Here is a 19,268-nt window from a genome sequence, read left to right on the forward strand (position 1 = left end):
GATGATCGTGATCGTGACCACCAAGAAGAACCCGAAGGCCGAGGCACGCGCGGACGCAGAACCGGATGCCGGAATACCGGTAGCCACAACCGAAGACGCCGAGGAGGTCCGCGTCGACGAATCCGCCGACCAAGACCAGACGGACGAAGACCAGACCGACGAAGACACGGGCGAGCTGCTCAACCGCAAGCGTCCCGAGGGCGAGCGCGGCAAGCGCCCCTGGAAGCGCTATCTGCGTCGCAGCGTGCTCCCGGCATTACTCGTTGCGTCACTTGCCGTTTCGGGTTTCCTCGGCTGGCGGCAGTGGCAAGAACATCAGGTCAAGCTGGCCGGCGAACAGGCCCAGCAGGCGGCCATCGCCTACGCGCAGGTGCTGACGAGTATTGATTCCAACAAGGTCGACGAGAACTTCAGGCAGGTGCTCGATGGTGCGACGGGCGAGTTCAAGGACATGTATACCCAGTCCAGCGTCAAGCTTCGCCAGCTGCTGATCGACAACAAGGCGACGGCCCACGGCGTGGTGGTGGACTCGGCGATTCGGTCCGAATCCGCGAACAAGGTTGTCGTGCTGCTCTTCATCGACCAGACGGTCACCAACACTGCCGCACCCGACCCGCGGATCGACCGCAGCAGGATAAAGATGACCATGGAAAAGGTCGACGGTCGCTGGCGGGCAAGCAAGGTCCAGCTGCTGTGATGCGACGAATACTCGCGGCATCGGTAATGATCGCCGCGACAACGATTCCCACCACCGTCACTGCACACGCGTCCGCCCCGTCATTCTGTGGCGAGCTCGGCGGCGACTGGGACGGCCAGTACTGCCGCACCTCTGTGACGTCGGAGCGCAAGGCCGTACGCGACATCAAGGTCGCCGTCCCCGAGGACCTGGTCGACAATCCGACGACGGGCCCGGTGATCCGCGACTACCTGCACACCCTGGTCAACAACTGGAAGTCGGCCAACGTCAGCATGGCGGCCGACAGCTACGGCGAGGAGAACTTCGAAGTATTCCGGCACGGCAACCTGCTCAGCGCGGTGTTCCACGAGGACTACCACGCCGACGGGCCGCAGTTCAACAACGCCTATCGGACCTTCACGTTCGACATGGCGAGCGGCCGGCGGGTGCAGCTGGCGGATCTGACGACGTCAAATCCGCTGACCGCCATTCCCCCACTGGCGCAACCGTTTATCGAGACGGCGCTCAATCAGGCGCCGCCGCCCCACGACCCCGGAACCTACCCCTTCGTGATCGACCGCTGGACTCCGGACAAGGTCTACTCCGGGGCCTACAAGGCTTGGGCGGTGACGCCCGACGAGTTGATCCTCTACATGCCCGACTACCCGGTGGGTCACGACGAGCCCCTCAACTTCACGCCCGGCGCCATGCAGTGGTACATGGACGGGGGCACGGTGCAAGCGCACATCCCGCTGTCGGCCCTGGCGCCGGTGCTGCGCATCTGAGTCGACCGCGAGCGTCCGCAAATTGCCACGCTCACCTGCGTGTCCCCTGGGGGCACCACCCGCTCGCGGGGGAACAAACACGCGCGCTCGCGACGGAGCTCAGTCCTCCGGGTTGTAGCCGAGGTTGGAGCTGAGCCAGCGCTCGGCTTCCCGCAGGGTCCAGCCCTTGCGCTTGGCGTAGTCGGCGACCTGGTCCTGGGCCATCCGGCCGACCACGAAGTACTGCGATTGCGGGTGCGAGAAGTACCAGCCGCTGACGGCGGCACCGGGCCACATCGCCATCGACTCGGTCAGTTCGATGCCGGTCCGCTCGTGGACGTCCATCAACTTCCACAGCGTCACCTTCTCGGTGTGCTCCGGGCACGCCGGGTAGCCGGGGGCGGGGCGGATCCCCTGGTACTTCTCATCGATGAGCGCCTCGTTGTCCAGCTGCTCGTCGGGCTGGAATCCCCAGAACTCCTTGCGGACCCGTTGGTGCATCCGTTCGGCGAAGGCCTCTGCCAGCCGGTCGGCGACCGACTCCAGCAGGATCGCGCTGTAGTCGTCGAGGGCCGCCTTGAACTCCGCGATCTTTTCCTGGCTGCCGAGTCCCGCGGTGACGGCGAAGGCGCCGATGTAGTCGGCCAGACCGGTGTCCTTGGGCGCGATGTAGTCGCCCAGCGACCGGTTCGGGATGCCGTCCCGGTGCTCGCCCTGCTGGCGCAGGTTGTGCAACGTGGTCAGCACCTCGGTACGGGTCTCGTCGGTGTACACCTCGATGTCGTCACCGACCGCGTTCGCCGGGAAGAACCCAACCACGCCGTTGGCGGTCAGCCATTTCTCCTTGATCACGGTGTCGAGCATGTGCTGGGCGTCGTCGTACAGCTTGCGGGCAGCCTCGCCCGAGGAGGGGTTGTTGAGGATGTCGGGGAACCTGCCCTTCATCTCCCAGGCGTTGAAGAACGGCTGCCAGTCGATGTACTCGCGCAGCTCGGCGAGGTCGTAATCCAGGAACTCCCGCACACCGACGCCCTGGGCGGGCACCGGCGGCGTGTAGCCGTCCCACTCGATCGGCGTCCGGTTCGCGCGCGCCATTTGAAGCGTCAGCATCGGCCGCTCGTTCTTCTGGGCGTGCCGTTCGCGCAAGGATGCATAGTCGGCCTCGGTGGCCTCCAGCAGGGCCGGACGCTGCTTGTCGTCGAGGAGCGCGGCGGCGACCGGCACTGAGCGGGAGGCGTCCTTGACCCAGACCACCGGACCGCTACGACGCGGCGCCACCTTCACGGCCGTGTGGGCGCGCGAGGTGGTCGCGCCACCGATCAGCAGCGGGATTTCCAGCCCCTCGCGTTCCATCTCCACGGCGAAGTTGACCATCTCGTCCAGGGACGGGGTGATCAGCCCGGACAGCCCGATGATGTCGGCGTCGTGCTCCTTGGCCGCGTCCAGGATCTTTTGCGCAGGCACCATCACACCGAGGTCGATCACGGTGTAGTTGTTGCACTGCAGCACGACCCCGACGATGTTCTTGCCGATGTCGTGGACGTCGCCCTTGACGGTCGCCATCACGATGGTGCCGTTGGATCTGTCGGCGTCCCCTGGCTGCTTCTCCGCCTCGATGTACGGGAGCAGGTACGCGACCGCCTTCTTCATCACCCGGGCCGACTTCACGACCTGGGGCAGGAACATCTTGCCCGAGCCGAAGAGGTCGCCGACGACGTTCATGCCGTCCATCAGCGGGCCCTCGATCACCTCGATCGGGCGACCACCCGCGGCGGCGATCTCGGCCCGCAATTCCTCGGTGTCGGTATCGACGTGGGCGTCGATGCCCTTGACCAGCGCGTGCGTGATCCGCTCGCGGACCGGCAGGCTGCGCCACTCGGCCGCCCCCGGGTCCTCGGACTTCTCCGAGCTGTTGAACCGTTCGGCGATCTCCAGGAGCCGTTCGGCCGCGTCCTCGCGACGGTTCAGGACGACGTCCTCGATGCGGTCGCGCAGCTCGGGGTCGATCGAGTCGTAGGGCACCAGCGCACCGGCGTTGACGATGCCCATGTCCAGGCCGGCTTTGATGGCATGGAACAGGAACACCGAGTGGATCGCCTCGCGGACGGGGTTGTTGCCCCGGAACGAGAACGACACGTTCGAGATGCCGCCGGAGATGTGCACTCCCGGAAGGTTTTCCTTGATCCAGGCGCAGGCCTCGATGAAGTCGATCCCGTACGTCGCGTGCTCCTCGATGCCGGTCGCCAGCGCGAAGCAGTTCGGGTCGAAGATGATGTCCTCGGGCGGGAAGCCGACCTCTTCGGTCAGGATCCGGTAGGCGCGCCCGCAGATCTGGATGCGCCGCTCCAGGTTGTCGGCCTGGCCCTGCTCGTCGAAGGCCATCACGACGACGGCTGCGCCGTACTTGCGGCACAGCCGGGCCTCGCGGATGAACTTCTCCTCGCCCTCCTTCATGGAGATCGAGTTGACGATCGGCTTGCCCTGCACGTTCTTCAGGCCGGCTTCGATGACCTCCCACTTGGAGGAGTCGATCATCACCGGGACGCGGCTGATGTCCGGCTCGGCCGCGATCAGCTTGGTGAACCGATCCATCGCGGCTACGCCGTCGATCATGCCCTCGTCCATGTTGATGTCGATGACCTGCGCACCGACCTCGACCTGCTGCAGGGCGACCGACAGCGCGGTGTCGTAGTCCTCGGCCTTGATCAGGTTGCGGAACCGGGCGGAGCCGGTGATGTTGGTGCGCTCACCGATGTTCACGAACAGGGAGTCGTCGGTGATGTTGAGCGGCTCCAGGCCCGAGAGCCGGGTGGCCACCGGGACCTCCGGCAGCTCGCGCGGCGGCTTGCCCTCGACGACCTTGGCGATCTCGGCGATGTGCGGCGGTGCCGTTCCGCAGCAACCACCGACGAGGTTGACCAGGCCGGCCTCGGCGAAGTCGGCGATGTAGCTCGCCTGGCGCTCCGGGTCCTCGTCGTATTCGCCGAAGGCGTTGGGCAGGCCGGCGTTCGGGTAGCACGAGACAAAGGTGTCTGCGATCCGCGACATCTCGGCGATGTAGGGCCTCATCTCAGGCGCGCCCAGCGCGCAGTTCAGGCCGACCGCGAGCGGCTTCGCGTGCCTGATGGCGTTCCAGAACGCCTCGGTGACCTGGCCGGACAACGTCCGCCCGGAGGCGTCTGTGATGGTGCCCGAAATGATCACCGGCCAGCGTCGTCCGCGCTCCTCGAACAGCGTCTCGACGGCGAACACCGCCGCCTTGGCGTTCAGCGAGTCGAAGATCGTCTCGATGATGAGGAGGTCCGCACCGCCGTCGACCAGGCCGTTGGCGGCTTCGAGGTAGGCGGCGACCAGCTGGTCGTAGGAGACGTTGCGGGCGCCCGGGTCGTTGACGTCCGGCGAGATCGACGCGGTCCGCGTCGTCGGCCCGATCGCGCCGGCGACGTAGCGGGGCTTCTCCGGGGTGCTGAACTCGTCGGCGGCCGCCCGCGCCAGGGCGGCGCCGGCGTAGTTCAGCTCGTAGCTCAGGTCAGCCATGCCGTAGTCGGAGAGCGAGATCGCGTTCGCGTTGAACGTGTTGGTCTCCAGGATGTCGGCGCCCGCCTCGAGGTACTCGCGGTGGATCCCCTCGATGATCTGCGGCTGCGTCAGGTTGAGCAGGTCGTTGTTGCCCTGAAGAGCCGTCGGCCACTCCGTGAACCGGTCGCCGCGGTAGCCGGCCTCGTCCGGCCGGTCGCGCTGGATCGCCGTGCCCATCGCACCGTCGATCACCATGATCCGCTGGCGCAGAGCTGCCTTTAGCTCATCGGTGCAGTCGGGGCGGATGTTCGGTGCGAAGTTTGTCTCAACGGCGTTCACGTACGTTCCTTCCGTAGCGGAAGGCGTCCTTGACTCTGCCGAGCGTGGCGGATACCGGCAAAAACCGGAGAACCGTTGCAACGCCTCTCGACGGTGAAAAGTCTACGTCGCCACCCGACGTCTGGACGCCCAGCTCGACCCGACCCGCTTCGGCGATCGCGGTGCCCCTGAGCGCCGGCTCGCGGATCTTGTCGGCAATGTCGTAGTTACCAAGGTTAACCAGATTGCAGCCGAACGTATTTCGTCTCGACCGCGTCGACGCCGGCGGTTGAAGTGGTCGAGGCTCAGGTCAGCCGCCCGCAGCTGGGTACCCATCGCTTTGTCGCCGACCATCACCCGCTGCGCCAAAGTGTCCACGATGCCCGTGTCGTAGCGGTAATCGTCAGCGGCAGTCACCCCACAAGGATAGTCGTCCTATGAAATGCGCCCGGAGGTTGACAGGTTGTCCGCATCGTCGCCCGGCGGAAGGCCGTACGCTGATTCTGTGACCCCGCCCGAGGGCTCCCCCTTTGGAGAAGCCGCACTGCCCGAACTGCACAACACCATCGTCGTGGCGGCGTTCGAGGGCTGGAACGACGCCGGTGACGCCGCCAGCGACGCCCTAGAGCACCTCGAGGCGATTTGGGAAGCCGACCCGATCCTGGAGATCGACGACGAGGCCTACTACGACTACCAGGTGAATCGGCCCGTCATCCGGCAGGTCGACGGGGTCACCCGCGAGCTGGTGTGGCCGGCGATGCGGATTTCGCACTGCCGGCCGCCGGGCAGCGACCGCGACGTCGTGTTGATGCACGGGGTGGAACCCAACATGCGCTGGCGCACCTTCTGCGCCGAGCTCGTCGCCATCGCCGACAAGCTCAACGTGGACACCGTGGTCATCCTGGGCGCCCTGCTGGCCGACACCCCGCACACCCGGCCGGTTCCGGTTTCGGGCGCCGCCTACTCCCCCGAGTCGGCCAAACGCTTCGGGCTCGAGGAGAGCCGCTACGAGGGCCCGACCGGCATCGCCGGGGTGTTCCAGGACGCCTGCGTTGCCGCGGGAATTCCAGCGGTGACGTTCTGGGCGGCGGTGCCGCACTACGTGTCGCAACCGCCCAACCCGAAGGCGACGGTGGCGCTGTTGCGCCGCGTCGAGGACGTGCTGGACATCGAGGTGCCGCTGGCGGACCTGCCGACCGAGGCCGAGGAGTGGGAGCAGGCCATCACCGAGATGGCCGCCGAGGACGAGGACCTGGCCGAATACGTGTCGTCGCTGGAGCAGCGCGGCGACGCCGAGGTGGACATGAACGAGGCGCTGGGCAAGATCGACGGCGACGCGCTGGCCGCGGAGTTCGAGCGCTACCTGCGCCGACGGCGCAAATAACCTTTCGCCGAACGTCGACTAGTGGGGGTCGTCAGCGCGATTTTCGCGCAACAACTCGACGTTGGACGCAGACATCGAGCGCCCGAGCGCGGCTACCTGGGCGTCGAGTTGGGGCAGCAGCTCGGCGGCGGGTTTGTGCAGCGGCAGTTCCCCCACCGGGCTGGACAGCACCGGCTTGACCCAGCGGAACAGGGCCACCCATCGCGGGCAGTAGACGCGGTTGCGGCGGCCCTCGATGCCCTTGACGAAGGCGTCCGCGCACTTGTCGACGGTGGTGGTCTTGTTCAGCGGCCACGGGAAGCTGGCGAGCAGTTTGCCGAAGGCGGGCAGGTCGGCCTCGGTGTCGCGGACCAGGGCGGTGTCGATCCACGACATGTGCGACGAACCGACGCTGACGCCGTGGTGGGCGACCTCCAGCCGCAGCGCGTTGGCGAAGATCTCGACGGCGGCCTTCGACGCGTTGTAGGGGGCCAGGCCCGGGCAGGCGGCATACGCGGCCAGCGACGAGACGATCAGCAGGTAGCCGCGGCGCTCGATCAGCGCCGGCAGTGTGGCGCGCACGGTGTTGAAGACCCCGTTCACGTTGACTTCCATCACCCGCCTGAACGCCTCCGGGTCAACCTGCAGCACCGACCCGTAGCTGGCGATGCCGGCGTTGGCCACCACGATGTCGATGCCGCCGAAGCGTTCGACCGCCCGGGCGGCGACGGCCTGCATAGCCGGCAGGTCGCGCACGTCGGCGACCGCGGGCAGCACCCGGTCCTCGCCGAGCTCGGCGGCCAGCGCGGCCAGCTCGGCGTCGTTCAGGTCGGTGAGAACGAGCTTGGCGCCCTTGTTGGCCAGCCGACGGGCGACATGGGCACCGATTCCCCGGGCGCCACCGGTGATGAAAACGACCTTGCCCTGCAGCGACGTCATGGCCGCCAACGTACCGCCTTCACAGTTCCACCCCGAGCAGCGCGTCGATCGCAGTGGCCACCAACCGCGGCGCCTTGGTGTCGTGGCCACCGTATTCGAGGGCGTCGGTTGTCCAGCCATCAAGCGCCGCAAGAGCTTTGGGGGTGTTCAGGTCGTCGGCGAGGTATTGGCGCACCCGCGCGACCACGTCGGCGGCGTCCGGGCCGGCGGTCAGCCCGGCCGCGCTGCGCCAGCGCGCCAGCCGGGCGTTGGCCTCGTCGAGCACCTGCTGGCTCCAGAACCGGTCCACGCGGTAGTGCCCGGACAGCAGCCCCAGCCGGATGACCGCCGGCTCGACGCCTTGGGCCCGCAAGGTCGACACCAGCACCAGGTTGCCGCGGCTCTTGGACATCTTGTGCCCCTCCCAGCCGATCATTCCCGCGTGCACGTAGTGGCGGGCGAACCGTCGCTCGCCCCTGACGCACTCGGCGTGGGCGGCGGTGAATTCGTGGTGCGGGAAGATCAGGTCGCTGCCGCCGCCCTGGATGTCCAGGCCGCTGCCGATGCGGCTGAGCGCGATCGCCGCGCACTCGACATGCCAGCCGGGCCGCCCGGCGCCGAACGGTGACGGCCAACTCGGCTCGCCCGGGCGCGCGGCCCGCCACAGCAGCGCGTCGAGCTCGTCGGTCTTGCCGGACCGGTGCGGGTCGCCGCCGCGTTGCTCGAAGAGTCGCAGCATGGTCTCGCGGTCGTAGCCGGACTCGTAGCCGAACTGCGGCGTGGCGTCCGCCCGGTAGTAGACGTCCGGGTAGTCGCCGTCGACGACGTACGCCGCGCCCGACGCCAGCATCTTCTCGACAAGCTCGATCACCTCGGGGATCGCCTGGGTGGCCGCGACGTACTCGCGGGGCGGCAGGACCCGCAGCGCCGCCATGTCCTCGCGAAAGCGCGCGACCTCGCGGTCGGCGAGTTCGCGCCAGTCGACGCCGTCGCGGTCGGCCCGCTCGAACAGGGGATCGTCGACGTCGGTGACGTTCTGCACGTAGTGCACGGCGTGGCCGAGGTCCAGCCATTGCCGGTGGATCACGTCGAAGGTCAGGTAGGTGGCCGCGTGCCCGAGGTGGGTGGAGTCGTACGGCGTGATGCCGCAGACGTACATCGTCGCGGTCGATCCGGCCGCTACCGGGCGCACCTGCCGGTCGGAGGTGTCATACAGCCGGAGCTCCGGCCCACGCCCCGGCAACACCGGAACCGGTGGAAACGCCCACGACTGCATGCCAACGACTCTAAACGCGGGAGGTTAGCGCCACGCGTCGCGGATGGCGGCCAGCAGGATCGGCGCCAGCTCGGCGCGGCACATCAGGAAGTCGGGCAGGTACGGATCCGACTGGTTGTAGCGCATGGGCGAGCCGTCCAGCCGTGACGCGTGCATGCCGGCGGCCATCACCACCCCGGCCGGCGCCGCCGAGTCCCATTCCCACTGACCGCCCGCGTGCAGGTAGGCGTCGACTTCGCCGTCGATGATGGCCATGGCCTTGGCGCCCGCCGAACCGATCGCCACCGGCTGGATCGCCAACGACTGGCGCATGCGGTGCAGCAGGAAGGGCGGCCGGGTGGCGCTGACGGCGATCCGGAACGTATGCGGGATGCCGACGCGCGCGGCGTCGGCAGTCACGGTGTCGGTGCGGTAAACGGCGTTCCCGCGGGCCGGCAACGACACCGCGGCGTCGGTGATCTCCCGTCGGCCGTTGGTGGGGCGCTGCCACAGCGCAATGTGCACCGCCCAGTCGTCGCGGCCCGGGGTGGTGAACTCCCGGGTGCCGTCCAACGGGTCGATGATCCAGACCCGGTCGCGCCGCAACCGGACCCGGTCGTCGTAGGCCTCCTCGCTGAGCACCGCATCATCAGGGCGCTCGGCGCGCAGCCGCCGCAGGATTAGCTCGTTGGCCAGGGCGTCGCCGGCGTCACCCAACGCCCACGGATGACCGAATCCGATCTCGTCGCGCACCTTCAGCAGCAGTTCCCCCGCGTCGGCGGCGAGTTCGGCGGCCAGAGCGGCGTCGGTCATCTCGTCCGGGCCCTGGCTCACCGACTCAGTATCTCCGACGCCCGCGCCGTGGCCTAAAGCCGTGGCGGCGACCGGGCTACGCCGCGCTTGCCATCGCCTCAGAAGGCCGTGGCGGCGACCGGGCTACGCCGCGCTTGCCATCGCCTCCGAAGGCCGGGGCGGCGACCGGCTACGCCCGGCTACGCCGCGCTTGCCATCGCCTCAGAAGGCCGGCCACGGAATGGGACGGTGCCGGTTGGGTCCGGGCATCACCGGATCGTTGAGCAGCGCGTGCGCGCGCCTGCGCAGCGCCGCGATCTCCGCCCGCGTGATGTGCTCGGCCAATTCATCGCCCAGCGAGCCGGCCAGGGCCTCGGTGAGCCCGGCCACCGCCTCCAGCATTTTCTCGTCGACGGGCTTGCCGGCCCAGCCCCATAGCACCGTGCGGAGTTTGTTCTCCACGTGCAGGCACACACCGTGGTCGACGCCGTAGATGTGGCCCTCGACGTCGCGCAGAACATGGCCACCTTTGCGGTCGGCGTTGTTGACCAACACGTCGAAGACCGCCATCCGCCACAGCCGGATGTCGTCGGCGTGCATCAAGACGACCTCGTCGCCGGCATAGTCGTAGGCCCGTAGCACCGGCAGGTAACCGGGTTGCGGTTCGTTGGCGGGAAACAGGTCGACCAGGTCGGGGCCGGGCCTCGGGTCGGAGTCGGCCGCGTCGCCGGGTTGCTCGACCCAAAGCTGCAGCATGCCCGGACCGGCCGGCCCGTGACGAATCACGGTGTAGGGCACGATGTTCCAACCCAACTGCGTCGACACCAGGTATGCGCCGAGTTCGCGGCCGGCCAGCGTCCCGTCAGGAAAGTCCCACAGCGGGGCCTCACCGGACACCGGCTTGTAGACGCAGTGCACCGTCAATTCGCCGAGCGTGGATTCGCACAGGAAGGTGGCGTTGCTGGCTGAGCGGATACGTCCGATGACCGTCAGCTCGCCGTTGCGCAACGCCTCACGGTCGTCAGGCCTCAAGTTCATCGTCGGGCCCGAGCAGCGCGCTGCGCCTATAGCCGTTGGCGCGCGCGCAGATGTGGCCTTCCGGATCCAACGGTTCGTCGCACAGCGGGCACGGCGGGCGTCCCGCCGAGATGACGCGAGTGGAGCGGGTGGCGAACTGCCGCGCCGACTCCGGCGTCAAGAACACCCGCACCGCGTCGGGGCCCTCTTCGGTGTCATCGAGCACCACCGACGCGTCGAACTCGGCGTCGGTGACGGCCAGCAACTCGACCACTACGGTCTGGGCCTCCGAATCCCAGCCCAGGCCCATGGTTCCGACCCGAAACTCGGCATCGACCGGTGTGATCAGCGGATTCAAGTCCTCCACCTCGGCGGGCTCCGGCGGGACCGGCGTGCCGAACCTGCGATTCACCTCGAGCAGCAGCGCACCGATGCGTTCGGCCAGAACCGCAACCTGCTGCTTTTCCAGCACCACCGACACCACCCGGGAATCGTGCACGGCCTGGATGTAGAAGGTTCGGTTTCCGGGCTGGCCGACGGTCCCGGCCACGAAGCGGTCGGGTGTGCGAAAGACGTGAATTGCGCGGGCCATGGCACCTCCAAAATACCGGCTGTTGCCGTCGCCGTGCGATTCGATTGCCCCGCTCCGCCTGATTTAAGCGGAATTAATCAGTCGAGCCGCCGACCACCGCGTCGCCGGACGGCACGACCGCGGCCGGCCGTTCCGTTGCCGCGGGCTCACCGTCCGTCTCGGGCTTCGCCGCATCCTGGGGCGGTGGCCCGGCCCGCAGTGCCGCGGCCAACTTCGCCCCGGTGTGGTTGACGTGCAACACAAACGGGCGCAACTCCGTGTACCGGATCACATTCACCGACGCCGGGTCGGCGGTGACCCGCTGGAACGCGTCCAGGTGCATGCCGTACGCGTCGGCGACGACCGCCTTGATGACGTCACCGTGAGTGCAGGCCACCCACAGGGCGTCGCCGCCGTTCTCCCCGCCGTGCTCCTGGGCCAGCCGTCGATCGTGCTCCCGGACGGCGGCGACGGCACGCGCCTGCACCTGCGCCAGCCCCTCGCCGCCGGGGAACACCGCCGCGCTCGGATGGGCCTGCACGACCCGCCACAGCGGCTCGCCGGCCAGTTCCGCGATCTTGCGGCCGGTCCAGTCCCCGTAGTCCACTTCGGCCAGCCGCTCGTCGATGAGCGGCTCGAGGCACAGCGCTTCGGCGAGCGGTTCGAGGGTGCGCCGGCAGCGCAGCAACGGCGAGCTGATCAGTGCGCGGATGGGCAGGTCACCGATCCGGTCGATCAGCCCGGCGGCCTGATCGCGCCCCTTGTCGTCGAGGTCGACGCCCTCGGAGCGGCCGGCCAGGACGCCGGCGGTGTTCGAGCTGGATCGACCGTGCCGCAACAGGATGACTGTCATGCCACGGTGTCCAACCGAGACGTCCGAGAGGTTGGGGCAACCACGACCACGACCGTACCCGGTGCGAGTGCGCTACTGACGGGGGCGATACCGGTGACTAGTGCGATACCGGCACCGCGTGCGCCACCGAGTCACGCACCGCGGCGGTCAGGCTGCGCTCGTCGGTGAGGTCGATATCGACCAGGCTGCGGACCGCCGTGGCGACCACCTCTTCGGCCAGGGGAACTGGCCCGGCAAGGCGCGGTCGGTAAATCTCGACGATGAGCGAGCGGTGTTCGATGCGGAACGAAAAACTGCGCCCATCACCGACTTGTCCATACCCGCTGGCGAAGATTCCTGTCGACATGTCTTCGACAGCAAACTCTTTTGCCGCGATATGCCGGTCAACGATGACGGCCATGAGGCGACGATACCTCGCCCGCGGGGCTTGATGTGGGCGACATGGCCATATTGGATGCGATGGCGTTCCTTAGACTCGGAAGTCCACAGTCGTTACGCGAGGAAAAATAATTGCTGTCAAGCCGCATGCGTCATCAATTGACAGCTCAGCCCCGTCTGCTTGTCATCGCGCTTTTGCTGGCCGTGGTGGTGGGATGTTCGTCCAACACACTCAAATCCGCGCCGCCCACCATCGAGCCGGCCGTGGCCGCCGTGTCTCCACCGGTGTCCCAGAGTCCGGCCGGCGAGGTGCGCCCGCTGGCCGCCGCCGCGACCGCGGCGGTCTTCGACGGCGGCACCCACCAGCTGGCCGTCCTGGCGCCGGGCGCCGCCCCGGCGCGACCGGCCACCGTCACCGTCTTCGGTGACCCGAAGGCCACGCCGCGGGTCATCGAGTTGCCGGGGCCGGCGACCACGTTGACCGATGACGGCCGCGGCACGCTGTTCCTGGCCGCGCGGGGCGGCTACTTCGTGGTCGACCTGCCTACCGGCCGCACGGCACGGGTGAACGTGACCGATGCCCAGCAGGCCGACTTCACCGCGATCGCCCTGCGCGCCGACGGCAAGTTGGTGCTGGGCAGCGCCGACGGGGCCGTCTACATCCTTGCCTCACCGACGCCCGGCGCCGTCGACACCGCGACCGTCGGAAGCCGGACCAAGATCTTCGCCCGCGTCGATTCCCTTGCTACCCAAGCCAATACGACGGCGGTGCTGGATCGGGGACAGACCTCGGTGACCACGATCGGGCCCGACGGTCAAGCCCAACAGGCGCTGCGGGCCGGCGAAGGCGCGACCACCATGACCGCGGACCCGTGGGGCCGGGTCTTGGTCGCCGACACGCGCGGCGGCCAGTTGCTGGTCTATGGCGTCGACCCGCTGATCTTGCGGCAGGCTTATCCGGTGCCCCGGGCGCCATACGGTCTTGCCGGCTCCCGCGCGTTGAGCTGGGTAACCCAGACCGCTTCCAATATCGTGATTGGTTACGATCTGTCCACCGGAATTCCCGCCGAAAAGGTGCGTTACCCAACCGTGCAGCAACCGAACTCACTGGCCTTCGACGAAGCGTCAGACACCCTGTACGTGGTGTCGGGGTCCGGTGCCGGGGTGCAGGTCATCGAGCACGCGGCGGGTACGCGTTGACCGCGCCGCGCAGTAGCCGGCTGCCCGCGGGCTGGGACACCGAGTTGTCCGACGAATACGAGTGGGTGCCGCTGCGCCTGCCGCCGGAGGTCACCCGGCTCAGCGCATCCACGCGGCTGTCCATCGAGGCCGAATACCGCGGGTGGGAGCTGACCCGGGTGCGGCTCTACACCGACGGAAGCAGGCGAGTGTTGTTGCGCCGCAAAAAATCTCGGCTGAACAACCGGCGGCCCGATCAGCCGGAACTGTGACGGTGGCCCAACCCCGCGACGGCATGGTGTACGGCCTGGTGCGACGGCTGCTCTTCCTGGTTCCGCCCGAGCGCATCCACACCATGGTCTTCGCGGTGCTGCGCGGCGCCACCGCGCTTGGCTTCGCCCGGCGGCTGCTGCACCGGCTGCTCGGCCCCAATGATCCGGCGCTGGCGAGCACCGTGTTCGGGGTGCGTTTCCCGGGGCCGCTCGGGCTGGCCGCCGGCTTCGACAAGGACGGCAAGGGGTTACTGACCTGGGGTGCGCTGGGGTTCGGCTACGCCGAGGTCGGGACCGTCACCGCGAACGCGCAGCCCGGCAACCCGGCCCCGCGCATGTTCCGGCTGCCCGCCGACCGGGCCCTGCTGAACCGGCTGGGCTTCAACAACCTCGGCGCCGGCGCGCTGGCGATCCAGCTCGCGCGGCACCGCCCCGACATCCCGATCGGGGTCAACATCGGCAAGACGAAGAGCACGCCGGCCGCCGACGCCGTCGACGACTACCGGGCCAGCGCCCGCCTGGTCGGACCGCTGGCGTCCTATCTGGTGGTCAACGTCAGCTCACCGAACACGCCCGGCCTGCGCGACCTGCAGGCCGTCGAGTCGCTGCGGCCCATCCTGTCCGCCGTCCTGGCCGAGGCGTCCGGCACCCCCGGGACCCCCACACCGGTGCTGGTGAAGATCGCGCCCGACCTGTCCGACGCCGACCTTGACGCCGTCGCCGACCTGGCCGTCGAACTGGGCCTGGCCGGAATCGTGGCCACCAACACCACGGTGTCGCGCGACGGCCTGACAACGCCCGGGGTCGACGCGCTGGGCCCGGGCGGCATCTCCGGGCCGCCGGTCGCGCGCCGGGCCACCGAGGTGTTGCGCCGGCTCCACGCCCGGGTCGGCGATCGCCTGGTGCTGATCAGCGTGGGGGGCATCGAAACGGCCGACGACGCGTGGGAGCGCATCACCGCGGGCGCGTCGCTGCTGCAGGGCTACACCGGCTTCATCTATGGAGGAGGCTTGTGGCCCAAGCGAATTCACGACGGCATCGCGCGCCGGCTGCACGACGGCGGGTTCGCCTCGCTCAGCGATGCGGTCGGATCCGCGGCACGGCGCTAGCCCGCCGCGAGAGTGCAACTAGCGACGCGTTCCCCGAGTGGGGGTGTCGGTAGTTGCACCCTCGCGACCTACTTCTGTTCGTAGATGCCGTGAATCACCGCGCGCGCGATCGCGTGCTGGAACAGGTTGAAGCCGAGGTAGGCGGGGCTGGCATCCTCGCCGAGGTCGAGCTTGTCGACGTCCACGGCGTGCACCGCGACGTAGTAGCGATGCGGCCCGTGCCCCGGCGGCGGCGCAGCCCCGATGTAGCGGCGCATCCCGGCGTCGTTCACCAGCGTCAGCGCGCCACCGGGCAGGTCGCTGCCGTCGCCCGCACCCGCGGGCAGTCCGGTGACGTCGGCCGGCAGGTTGGCCACCGCCCAGTGCCAGAACCCCGAGGCCGTCGGCGCGTCGGGGTCGTAGACGGTGACGGCGAAGCTGCGCGTCTCCCTCGGGAACCCCGACCAGCTCAACTGCGGACTGACGTCTTCTCCGCCCGCGCCCATGATTCCGCTGACCTGCGGCATGGCCAGCGACTGGCCATCGGTGATCGACTCCGAGGTCAGGGTGAATGTCGGCAGCTTCGGCAGTGCTGCGTACGGGTCGGGCGCGGTGCTCATGGTCGATCCTTTCGTTACCTGTCGTGACTTCAGCAGTGTGTCAGGAAGTGTGCCAGCACGTCGGTGCCAAACCTGAGCGCATCCACGGGTACCCGCTCGTCGACGCCGTGGAACAACGCGGTGAAATCGAGGTCGGGCGGCAACCGCAGGGGGCTGAACCCAAAACAGCGAATACCCAAGCGGGCGAAGGCTTTTGCGTCGGTACCACCGGACAGCATGTAGGGCACCGTGCGTCCATCCGGGTCGAGGGTGAGCACGGCAGCGTTCATGGCGTCCACCAGGTCACCGTCGAAGCTCGTCTCATACGACGAGAAGTCTTTGATCCACTCGCGCGTCACGTCCGGGCCCAACAACTCGTCGACCTCGGCCTCGAACGCCGCCTTGCGGCCGGGCAGGATCCGGCAGTCGAGCACCGCCTCGGCCACCGCCGGGACGACGTTGGCCTTGTACCCGGCCTTGAGCATCGTCGGGTTGGCGGTGTCGCGCAGCACGGCCTTGAGCATGCGGGCCATGGGTCCAAGCTTTTCGATCGCCCCCGCCAGGTCACCCGACTCGATGTCGAACGTCAGCCCGGTCTCCTCCCCGACGGCGGCCAGGAACTGGGCGACGGGGTCGGTCAGCACGAGCGGAAACTGGTGCCGGCCCAGCTTGGCGACCGCCTCGGCGACGGCCGTGACGGCGTTCTGGTCATGCACCATCGATCCGTGTCCGGCCGGGCCGCGAGCGGTCAGCCGCATCCACGACAGTCCCTTCTCGGCCGTCTCGATCAAATAAAGCCGGCGCTCGCCCCCGTCGCGGCGCGGCACGGTCAACGAGAAGCCGCCGACTTCGCCGATCGCCTCGGTGACACCGTCGAACAGGTCGGGACGATTGCTGACCAGCCACTGCGCCCCGTAGCTGCCGCCGTGTTCCTCATCGGCAAGGAACGCGAACACCAGATCGCGGGGCGGCACGATCCCGGCCCGCTTCAACTGCCGCGCGACCACGATCATCATGCCGACCATGTCCTTCATATCGACCGCGCCGCGGCCCCAGACGAAGCCGTCCTTGACCGCCCCGGAGAACGGGTGCACGCTCCACTCGGCCGGCTCGGCCGGCACCACGTCGAGATGCCCGTGGATCAGCAGGGCGCCGCGGGAACTGTCCGCGCCAGCGAGGCGGGCGATCACATTGCCGCGGCCCGGAGCGCCCGACTCCACATACTGCGGCGAATAGCCGACCTGGGCGAGCTGCTCGGCGACCCATTGCGCGCACTCGGCCTCGCCCCGGGTTGTCTCCGGTTCGCCGGTATTGGTGGTGTCGAACCGGATCAACCGGCTGACGACCTCGACCACATCGTCAGCCGGGTCGGTCGGGAAGTCGGTGACGGTCACAACCACCTTTCCTACCATTGGCGAGGCCGCTCGGCTCAAGGCCGAGCGGCGCGGCTGGATTGGGTCCGCGTGAGACAATCCGATAGCCTTAGCTGCCAACCCATGCGGTTGGACTTGTCCGAGTGGCGGAATGGCAGACGCGCTAGCTTGAGGTGCTAGTGCCCTACTAATGGGCGTGGGGGTTCAAGTCCCCCCTCGGACACGCATGGCGGCCCTGCGAAGCCCAGACCGGCGGAGCCAGGACGCTCCGCGCTGACCGGTCCGGCCGCCACCAAAGCCCGTAGGCTGGAATGCGACCGATGACACCCAACGGATTTCTCCGGCACACTTCGACGCGCACGTTCCGCGACCGTCGTGAGGCCGGTCGCGCACTGGCCGAGCAGCTGATCTCCTACCGCGGCAGGGACGACGTGCTGGTCTTCGGGCTGGCCCGCGGCGGGGTGCCGGTGGCCTGGGAGATCGCCGCGGCGCTGCACGCGCCCCTGGACGTGTTTTTGGTCCGCAAGCTCGGGGTGCCGGGCTGGTCGGAGCTCGCGATGGGCGCGGTGGCCAGCGGCGGTGGCGTCGTGATGAACGACGACGTGGTGTCCAGCTTGCGCATCACCGACGAGCAGGTGCGCGAGGTAATCGAAAGCGAGACAACCGAACTCGCCCGCCGCGAGCAGGCGTACCGAGGGGGTCGTCCCCCCGCCGACCCGCACGGCAAGGTTGTGATCTTGGTCGACGACGGGATCGCCACCGGTGCGAGCATGCTGGCGGCCGTCAGAGCGGTGCGGGCCGCAGGCCCGAAATCGATTGTCGTGGCGGTTCCGGTGGGAGCGCCGTCAGCCTGCCGTGAGCTCTCGCTCGAGACCGATGAGGTCGTTTGCGTGACGATGCCGCCCGGATTCGAAGCGGTCGGCCAGGTATACGGCGATTTTCACCAGGTCAGCGACGACGAGGTGCGCCAGACGCTGGCCACGCCCACCGGCTGAGAGCTACTTGGCGGCCTCGTCGCCGTGGCCCTCCGCCGATGATTCATAGGCGTCCTCGGGCGGGGCTTCCTCGGGGTAGTCGACGGCCTCTTCGTCGGCCTCGTCCTCGTCCGGGGCCGTTTCCTCGTGCTGGTCGGCCGCACCCGTGTCGCGACGCTGCCGCTCCTGCAACGCGTCGATGATCAACAGGACCACGCCGAGCACGCTGGCGCCGATGCACACCCAGGCCACCAGTTCATTGCTCGTGACTACGGCGAACACCAACGCGACGAGCCCGATCAGGGCCAGCACCAGCGCAATGATGAGCATCAGTCATCCTCCAAGCGACGAGCGGGACAGCCAGTTCGTGTGCAGGTCTTCCGGTGCCGACCGCGCAGCTTGGCGAGTGTCCGGCACGAGGCTAGTTGTTACCCCGGTTGAATTGCTCGAATCCGCCGGCGTCGGCGCTGGAGTCGACGGGTGCCGCCGATCCGCGCTGGCCGAGCTCCTCGAGCTGCGACTCCAGGTAGGTCTTGAGCCGGGTCCGGTACTCGCGTTCGAAGGTGCGCAGCTGCTCGAGGCGGCCTTCCAGGACGGTGCGCTGCTGGTTGATCGTCCCCATGATCTCGGAGTGCTTGCGCTCGGCGTCGGCCTGCAGGGCGTCCGCCTTTTCCTGCGCCTGGCGCAGTTGGGTCTCGGAACGGGTTTGGGCATCCGCGAGCATCGCTTCGGCGCGCTGCCGGGCCTCGGCGACCGTGGTCTCGGCGGTCTGGCGCGCCTCGGTGAGGATTTGGTCGGCGTTGGCGCGGGCGTCGGCCAGCATCTTGTCCGACTCCGCCTTGGCGGTGCTGGTCAGCCGGTCGGCGGTGTCCTGGGCCAGGCTCAGCACCCGGGCGGCCTTCATGGCCTGTTCCTCATTGGTCCCGGCGGCGGCGGGTGCCGGTGACGGTGCCGCCTTGGGCTCCGGCTCGGGGACGGGGATCGCCTGAGTGGGGACGGCCGCGGCGGCGGGAGCGGCGCCGGCGCCACCGCCGGCGGCCAGCTCCTGGTCCAGTTCCTCGATCCGCTGACGTAGATCGCTGTTCTCCTCGATGAGCCGCGTCAGCTCGGCCTCCACCAGATCGAGGAAGGCGTCGACCTCATCTTCGTTGTAGCCCCGCTTGCCGATCGGTGGCTTACTGAACGCCACATTGTGGACGTCGGCTGGTGTCAGCGGCATTGTTTCGTCCCCTCAAGTTCCTGTCTAACGTTCTGAAAAGTGTAGAACGCAGTGGTCGCCGTCCTGCAACTGCCGTCCATCCTGTCACACCAGGCCCGACCGTTGCTGTTTAGGCCAATAAATAAGAACCAATTTCAAAC

Annotated in this window: 18 protein-coding genes, 1 tRNA gene and 2 pseudogenes; 8 read left to right on the forward strand and 13 right to left on the reverse strand. The window is 68.3% G+C overall.

Translation table 11 applies throughout. From position 1 onward, the window contains the following. Position 1: 1 nt before the first annotated feature. The gene (locus KXD96_RS18375) at positions 2 to 697 is read left to right on the forward strand and encodes a tetratricopeptide repeat protein (RefSeq protein ID WP_260738525.1); all 696 of its coding nucleotides are present in this window, start codon (positions 2 to 4) and stop codon (positions 695 to 697) included. Then, positions 694 to 1,461: a mannan-binding family protein gene (locus KXD96_RS18380; protein WP_260738527.1), complete on the forward strand. Its 768-nt coding sequence runs from the start codon at positions 694 to 696 to the stop codon at positions 1,459 to 1,461. The genes KXD96_RS18375 and KXD96_RS18380 overlap by 4 nt, the downstream gene beginning before the upstream one ends. Positions 1,462 to 1,560: 99 nt before the next feature. Here KXD96_RS18380 and metH read toward each other — a convergent pair whose 3' ends face one another. Both metH and KXD96_RS28790 read right to left on the reverse strand, forming a co-directional pair. Further along, on the reverse strand, positions 1,561 to 5,298 hold the full coding sequence (gene metH, locus KXD96_RS18385; RefSeq protein WP_260738530.1) for a methionine synthase: 3,738 nt from the start codon (positions 5,296 to 5,298) through the stop codon (positions 1,561 to 1,563). Between the two features lie 130 nt (positions 5,299 to 5,428). Further along, a pseudogene (locus KXD96_RS28790) lies at positions 5,429 to 5,694 on the reverse strand (homocysteine S-methyltransferase family protein); the annotation flags it as partial. Positions 5,695 to 5,782: 88 nt separating this feature from the next. Between KXD96_RS28790 and KXD96_RS18390 the strand changes: the two are divergent. Further along, complete coding sequence (locus KXD96_RS18390; protein WP_260738531.1) at positions 5,783 to 6,661, forward strand: PAC2 family protein; 879 nt, start codon at positions 5,783 to 5,785, stop codon at positions 6,659 to 6,661. An 18-nt stretch (positions 6,662 to 6,679) separates the two neighbouring features. Here the strand turns inward: KXD96_RS18390 and KXD96_RS18395 are convergent, their stop codons facing one another. The 7 genes from KXD96_RS18395 to KXD96_RS18425 all read right to left on the reverse strand — a co-directional run bounded on the left by KXD96_RS18395 (position 6,680) and on the right by KXD96_RS18425 (position 12,446). After that, a complete protein-coding gene (locus KXD96_RS18395) occupies positions 6,680 to 7,579 on the reverse strand; it encodes an SDR family oxidoreductase (RefSeq protein ID WP_260738533.1) in 900 nt (299 codons plus the stop codon). 19 nt (positions 7,580 to 7,598) lie between these two features. Then, a complete protein-coding gene (gene mshC / locus KXD96_RS18400) occupies positions 7,599 to 8,834 on the reverse strand; it encodes a cysteine--1-D-myo-inosityl 2-amino-2-deoxy-alpha-D-glucopyranoside ligase (RefSeq protein WP_260738535.1) in 1,236 nt (411 codons plus the stop codon). A 24-nt stretch (positions 8,835 to 8,858) separates the two neighbouring features. Beyond that, a complete protein-coding gene (locus KXD96_RS18405) occupies positions 8,859 to 9,626 on the reverse strand; it encodes a 3'(2'),5'-bisphosphate nucleotidase CysQ (protein WP_260745437.1) in 768 nt (255 codons plus the stop codon). 201 nt (positions 9,627 to 9,827) lie between these two features. Beyond that, entirely contained in the window at positions 9,828 to 10,643 is an 816-nt protein-coding gene (locus tag KXD96_RS18410; protein WP_260738537.1) for an SCO1664 family protein, read from the reverse strand. Next, the gene (locus KXD96_RS18415; RefSeq protein WP_260738538.1) at positions 10,627 to 11,214 is read right to left on the reverse strand and encodes a DUF3090 domain-containing protein; all 588 of its coding nucleotides are present in this window, start codon (positions 11,212 to 11,214) and stop codon (positions 10,627 to 10,629) included. Before KXD96_RS18415 ends, KXD96_RS18410 begins: the two co-directional genes overlap by 17 nt. A 73-nt stretch (positions 11,215 to 11,287) precedes the next feature. Further along, complete coding sequence (locus tag KXD96_RS18420; RefSeq protein ID WP_260738540.1) at positions 11,288 to 12,046, reverse strand: histidine phosphatase family protein; 759 nt, start codon at positions 12,044 to 12,046, stop codon at positions 11,288 to 11,290. Between the two features lie 97 nt (positions 12,047 to 12,143). Continuing rightward, positions 12,144 to 12,446 (reverse strand): hypothetical protein, encoded by a 303-nt coding sequence (locus tag KXD96_RS18425; RefSeq protein ID WP_260738541.1) that lies wholly within the window; start codon positions 12,444 to 12,446, stop codon positions 12,144 to 12,146. Between the two features lie 125 nt (positions 12,447 to 12,571). Here KXD96_RS18425 and KXD96_RS18430 point away from each other — a divergent pair, with 125 nt between their 5' ends. From KXD96_RS18430 to KXD96_RS18440, 3 genes are read left to right on the forward strand one after another with little or no spacing between them, the layout of a single operon-like run. Beyond that, on the forward strand, positions 12,572 to 13,624 hold the full coding sequence (locus KXD96_RS18430) for a YncE family protein (protein ID WP_260738543.1): 1,053 nt from the start codon (positions 12,572 to 12,574) through the stop codon (positions 13,622 to 13,624). Further along, on the forward strand, positions 13,621 to 13,875 hold the full coding sequence (locus KXD96_RS18435) for a DUF5703 family protein (RefSeq protein WP_260738545.1): 255 nt from the start codon (positions 13,621 to 13,623) through the stop codon (positions 13,873 to 13,875). The genes KXD96_RS18430 and KXD96_RS18435 overlap by 4 nt, the downstream gene beginning before the upstream one ends. Before the next feature lie 26 nt (positions 13,876 to 13,901). Continuing rightward, positions 13,902 to 14,984, forward strand: a complete 1,083-nt coding sequence (locus tag KXD96_RS18440) for a quinone-dependent dihydroorotate dehydrogenase (RefSeq protein WP_260745438.1) — start codon at positions 13,902 to 13,904, stop codon at positions 14,982 to 14,984. 68 nt (positions 14,985 to 15,052) lie between these two features. Here KXD96_RS18440 and KXD96_RS18445 read toward each other — a convergent pair whose 3' ends face one another. Then, on the reverse strand, positions 15,053 to 15,583 hold the full coding sequence (locus KXD96_RS18445) for a YbhB/YbcL family Raf kinase inhibitor-like protein (protein WP_260738546.1): 531 nt from the start codon (positions 15,581 to 15,583) through the stop codon (positions 15,053 to 15,055). A 29-nt stretch (positions 15,584 to 15,612) separates the two neighbouring features. Then, positions 15,613 to 16,974: a M20/M25/M40 family metallo-hydrolase gene (locus tag KXD96_RS18450; protein WP_260738549.1), complete on the reverse strand. Its 1,362-nt coding sequence runs from the start codon at positions 16,972 to 16,974 to the stop codon at positions 15,613 to 15,615. Positions 16,975 to 17,072: 98 nt separating this feature from the next. Between KXD96_RS18450 and KXD96_RS18455 the strand changes: the two genes are divergently transcribed. Both KXD96_RS18455 and KXD96_RS18460 read left to right on the forward strand, forming a co-directional pair. Then, positions 17,073 to 17,158, forward strand: a tRNA-Leu gene (locus KXD96_RS18455). Between the two features lie 88 nt (positions 17,159 to 17,246). Then, positions 17,247 to 17,930, forward strand: a pseudogene (locus KXD96_RS18460) (phosphoribosyltransferase); the annotation flags it as partial. 3 nt (positions 17,931 to 17,933) lie between these two features. Here KXD96_RS18460 and KXD96_RS18465 read toward each other — a convergent pair. Together KXD96_RS18465 and KXD96_RS18470 are read right to left on the reverse strand one after the other, a co-directional pair. Further along, positions 17,934 to 18,239 carry an SUR7/PalI family protein gene (locus KXD96_RS18465; RefSeq protein ID WP_260738551.1) on the reverse strand — a complete coding sequence of 102 codons (306 nt, stop codon included), beginning with the start codon at positions 18,237 to 18,239 and terminating at the stop codon, positions 17,934 to 17,936. A gap of 91 nt (positions 18,240 to 18,330) precedes the next feature. Continuing rightward, the gene (locus KXD96_RS18470; protein WP_260738553.1) at positions 18,331 to 19,128 is read right to left on the reverse strand and encodes a DivIVA domain-containing protein; all 798 of its coding nucleotides are present in this window, start codon (positions 19,126 to 19,128) and stop codon (positions 18,331 to 18,333) included. Positions 19,129 to 19,268 lie beyond the last annotated feature (140 nt).

It is taken from the genome of Mycobacterium sp. SMC-2, from assembly GCF_025263485.1.
Taxonomy (GTDB): domain Bacteria; phylum Actinomycetota; class Actinomycetes; order Mycobacteriales; family Mycobacteriaceae; genus Mycobacterium.

What these genes read in the sequence shown, in the direction of transcription:
- KXD96_RS18445 (WP_260738546.1), bottom strand. Translation starts at nt 15,583, where the DNA reads ATGAGCACCGCGCCCGACCCGTACGCAGCACTGCCGAAGCTGCCGACA.
- KXD96_RS18425 (WP_260738541.1), bottom strand. Translation starts at nt 12,446, where the DNA reads ATGGCCGTCATCGTTGACCGGCATATCGCGGCAAAAGAGTTTGCTGTC.
- KXD96_RS18430 (WP_260738543.1), top strand. Translation starts at nt 12,572, where the DNA reads ATGCGTCATCAATTGACAGCTCAGCCCCGTCTGCTTGTCATCGCGCTT.
- KXD96_RS18410 (WP_260738537.1), bottom strand. Translation starts at nt 10,643, where the DNA reads ATGAACTTGAGGCCTGACGACCGTGAGGCGTTGCGCAACGGCGAGCTG.
- mshC (WP_260738535.1), bottom strand. Translation starts at nt 8,834, where the DNA reads ATGCAGTCGTGGGCGTTTCCACCGGTTCCGGTGTTGCCGGGGCGTGGG.
- KXD96_RS18465 (WP_260738551.1), bottom strand. Translation starts at nt 18,239, where the DNA reads ATGCTCATCATTGCGCTGGTGCTGGCCCTGATCGGGCTCGTCGCGTTG.
- KXD96_RS18375 (WP_260738525.1), top strand. Translation starts at nt 2, where the DNA reads ATGATCGTGATCGTGACCACCAAGAAGAACCCGAAGGCCGAGGCACGC.
- KXD96_RS18405 (WP_260745437.1), bottom strand. Translation starts at nt 9,626, where the DNA reads ATGACCGACGCCGCTCTGGCCGCCGAACTCGCCGCCGACGCGGGGGAA.
- KXD96_RS18470 (WP_260738553.1), bottom strand. Translation starts at nt 19,128, where the DNA reads ATGCCGCTGACACCAGCCGACGTCCACAATGTGGCGTTCAGTAAGCCA.
- KXD96_RS18415 (WP_260738538.1), bottom strand. Translation starts at nt 11,214, where the DNA reads ATGGCCCGCGCAATTCACGTCTTTCGCACACCCGACCGCTTCGTGGCC.
- KXD96_RS18395 (WP_260738533.1), bottom strand. Translation starts at nt 7,579, where the DNA reads ATGACGTCGCTGCAGGGCAAGGTCGTTTTCATCACCGGTGGCGCCCGG.
- KXD96_RS18450 (WP_260738549.1), bottom strand. Translation starts at nt 16,974, where the DNA reads ATGGTAGGAAAGGTGGTTGTGACCGTCACCGACTTCCCGACCGACCCG.
- KXD96_RS18420 (WP_260738540.1), bottom strand. Translation starts at nt 12,046, where the DNA reads ATGACAGTCATCCTGTTGCGGCACGGTCGATCCAGCTCGAACACCGCC.